Source organism: Mesorhizobium sp. M5C.F.Ca.IN.020.32.2.1, from assembly GCF_004023105.1.
Classification (GTDB): Bacteria; Pseudomonadota; Alphaproteobacteria; order Rhizobiales; family Rhizobiaceae; genus Mesorhizobium; species Mesorhizobium wenxiniae.
In genome coordinates this window covers 1-3,071 of the sequence record NZ_RZSX01000765.1, presented here as the reverse complement: position 1 = coordinate 3,071, position 3,071 = coordinate 1, and the positions used below count along the sequence as shown (strand labels likewise).

Sequence of the window (3,071 nt, the reverse complement as noted above, 5' to 3'; positions counted from 1 at the left end):
CGCCCGCCGTTGGTGCCGGCAAGACGTCGAATACGAAGCTGATTGCATCGGTGACCGGAGCGGGCGGGCCGTCGGCGTCCCGACCGATGAAGTTGACCGTGTCGAAGCCGCTGAGGCCGGCGCGCAGCGATGCCGCGACGCGGGCAGCCTCGGCGCTGTTGGTTTTCACCGCAATGTAGACGAGCGGAAGGCTTTCAATCGGAGCCCATGGCGCAATGCTGCCGGTTGCCACCGCGTTTTCGATCGTCGAAGCGGCATCGCTTCCCGCCAGCAATGCGCCGCTTCCCTGGCGAAGGATCAGCACGCCCAGCATGGCGATGACCAGAGCGATCGCCAACCAGAAGAACTGGAGATGGCGCAGCAGCGACGGCGGCGGCTCGCGAACGACAGGGGACATCAACGATACGGCAGGTGCGGCCATGCGGGGCTCTTCGAGCGACCCCGACAAGGTGGCAGCCGCCTCGGTGTGTTCCTTCGGCGCCGGCTCGGCCGGCAGGCGGATCGCGTTGAGTTCATAGGATGGAACATAGCCGCCACGCGGAATGGCGATGCGGATCGGCTCGGCAACGCCCTCATTGGCGAAGTAATGCTGCAGAAGCTCGCGCAGCCTGCCCGCCTGCACCCGGACCACGGCGTCGGTCGACGGATCGAAATCGCCGTCCTTGCCGAAAACATCCATCGCGATGGAAAAGCCCTTGAGCTTGTCGGCTTCGCCTGCCTGCTCGCGCTCGACCAGATAGCGAAGCAGCTTACGCGCTCGTTCGGATCTCCCGAACGTTTCGCTGGCTAGCAATCGCTCCAACGTCTCGCGCACTGCGGGGGCGGCAGGCGTGGCATGCTGCAAGTGTCGATCCTTTCGAAGTCGGCACAGGTTGAGACGCAATCATATAGAGCCTGCACTGCCATACAAGCATGCATCCATTATGCGATCGCGTACCCCACCGGATAATTTTCCGGTGGTTAATGGCGCGAAAGGCCAGAGCAAGAAGATACCATGTGGGTTCATCTTGCTCCAGCGCTGTTAGCTTTCGACAGCTTGTCTAGAGCGGTTCATCTTTGGTAGAACCGACGAACGGCTCTAAGTATTTGTTTTTACGCAATTCGGACGGAAAACCGCTACACACTTTTCCTGGGATTGCTCTACTCGACCTTTCGGCCGACAATGCGATTGGCGGCGGAAACCACGGCTTCCAGCGAAGCGGCCACGATGTTGGTGTTGATGCCGGCGCCGAACAGCTTGCCGCCGGGATGCTCCATCTCGACATAGGAGATGGCCGAGGCATTCGAGCCGCGCTGCATGGAGTGCTCCGAATAGTCGAGCACCGACATCGGCACGCCGACATGGCGCGACAGCGCGTCGACAAAGCCGTCGATCGGGCCGGTTCCGGAGCCTGAAATCGTCACCTCCTTGCCCCTGTCGAGGATGATGGCCTCCACCGCACGCCGCCCCTTGGTCTCAAGGTCCGGATAGGTGTGGTGGTCGAGGAACTTCAGCCGCGCGCCGGGCTGATCGACATAGGTGTCGAGAAAGCGCTGATAGATGCGCTTGGCCGGCACCTCCTTGCCTTCGGCGTCGGTGATCGCCTGGATCGCTTGACTGAACTCGATCTGCAGGTTGCGCGGCAGGTTGAGGCCGTAGTCCGCCTGCAGCACATAGGCGATGCCGCCCTTGCCGGACTGCGAGTTGATGCGGATGATCGCCTCGTAATTGCGCCCGACATCGGCCGGGTCGATCGGCAGATAAGGCACTTCCCAGTACGGCGTGTTGGCCTTGCGCAACGCCTTCATGCCTTTGTTGATGGCATCCTGGTGCGAGCCTGAAAAGGCCGTATAGACGAGCTCGCCGACATAGGGATGGCGCTCGGGGATCTTCAACTGGTTCGAATATTCATAGACGTCCTTCATCCGATTGATGTCGGAGCAGTCGAGCTCGGGATCGACGCCTTGCGTGTACATGTTGAGCGCCAGCGTGACGATGTCGACATTGCCGGTGCGCTCGCCATTGCCGAACAGCGTGCCTTCGACGCGGTCCGCACCCGCCATCAGACCGAGTTCGGTGGTGGCAACGCCGGTGCCGCGGTCGTTGTGCGGATGCAAGGAAATGAGCAGGTTCTCGCGGTTGTCGAGATTGCGGCACATCCATTCGATGCGATCGGCATAGATGTTGGGTGTCGACATCTCGACCGTGGACGGCAGGTTGATGATCAGCTTGTTTTCCGCCGTCGGCTTCACGATTTCGGTGACGGCGTTGCAGATTTCCAGCGCCACTTCGAGCTCGGTGCCGGTAAAGCTCTCCGGCGAATATTCAAAACGATAACCGCCGCCGGCCTTCGCCGCCATGTCGGTGATCATCTTGGCCGCATCGGTGGCGATCCGCCTGATGCCGGCAACGTCCTTCTCGAAGACGACGCGGCGCTGCAATTCGCTGGTCGAATTATAGAAATGCACGATCGGGTTGGTGGCGCCCTGCAGCGCCTCGAAGGTGCGTGTGATCAGTTCCGGTCGGCACTGCACCAGTACCTGCAGTGAGACATCGGCTGAGACATTGCCCTCTTCGATGCACCAGCGGGCGAAATCGAAATCGGTCTGCGAGGCCGACGGGAAGCCGATCTCGATCTCTTTGAAGCCCATGTCGAGGAGCAGGGCGAACATGCGCGCCTTGCGCTCGTGGCCCATCGGGTCGATCAGCGCCTGGTTGCCGTCGCGCAGGTCGACCGAGCACCAGATCGGCGCCTTGTCGATGACCTTCGAAGGCCAAATGCGGTCGGTGAGACCGACCGTCGGGTAGGGTTGGTATTTCCGGGCTGCCTCCGGCATGCCCCGGGCTGCATCCTTGCCCATCTCCCCGCTGTCTGCGCGGATCTCTTCTCGTGCGTTCATTGTCGTCTCTCCCGGCGGCTCGCGGGATCCGGCCTTCAGGCGGATTTGGTGCCGAGCGGCGCCTTTACCAGATGTTCATTCGTTTGATGTGACTTGCCAATTTTGAGACTGGCCAAGGAGCATGCGCGTGAGCGGCGGTTCGCCCGCCGGGCGCTCCTTCAGCGAACCCCGCGGTCGCCGATAAGGCCGCG

General features: G+C 61.7%; 1 protein-coding gene and 1 pseudogene. Both read right to left on the bottom strand.

Translation table 11 applies throughout. The features are described from left to right. Positions 1-844, bottom strand: a pseudogene (locus tag EOA86_RS28465) (hypothetical protein); the annotation flags it as partial. A 296-nt stretch (positions 845-1,140) separates the two neighbouring features. Continuing rightward, the gene (gene leuA, locus EOA86_RS28460; protein ID WP_127212338.1) at positions 1,141-2,880 is read right to left on the bottom strand and encodes a 2-isopropylmalate synthase; all 1,740 of its coding nucleotides are present in this window, start codon (positions 2,878-2,880) and stop codon (positions 1,141-1,143) included. Positions 2,881-3,071 lie beyond the last annotated feature (191 nt).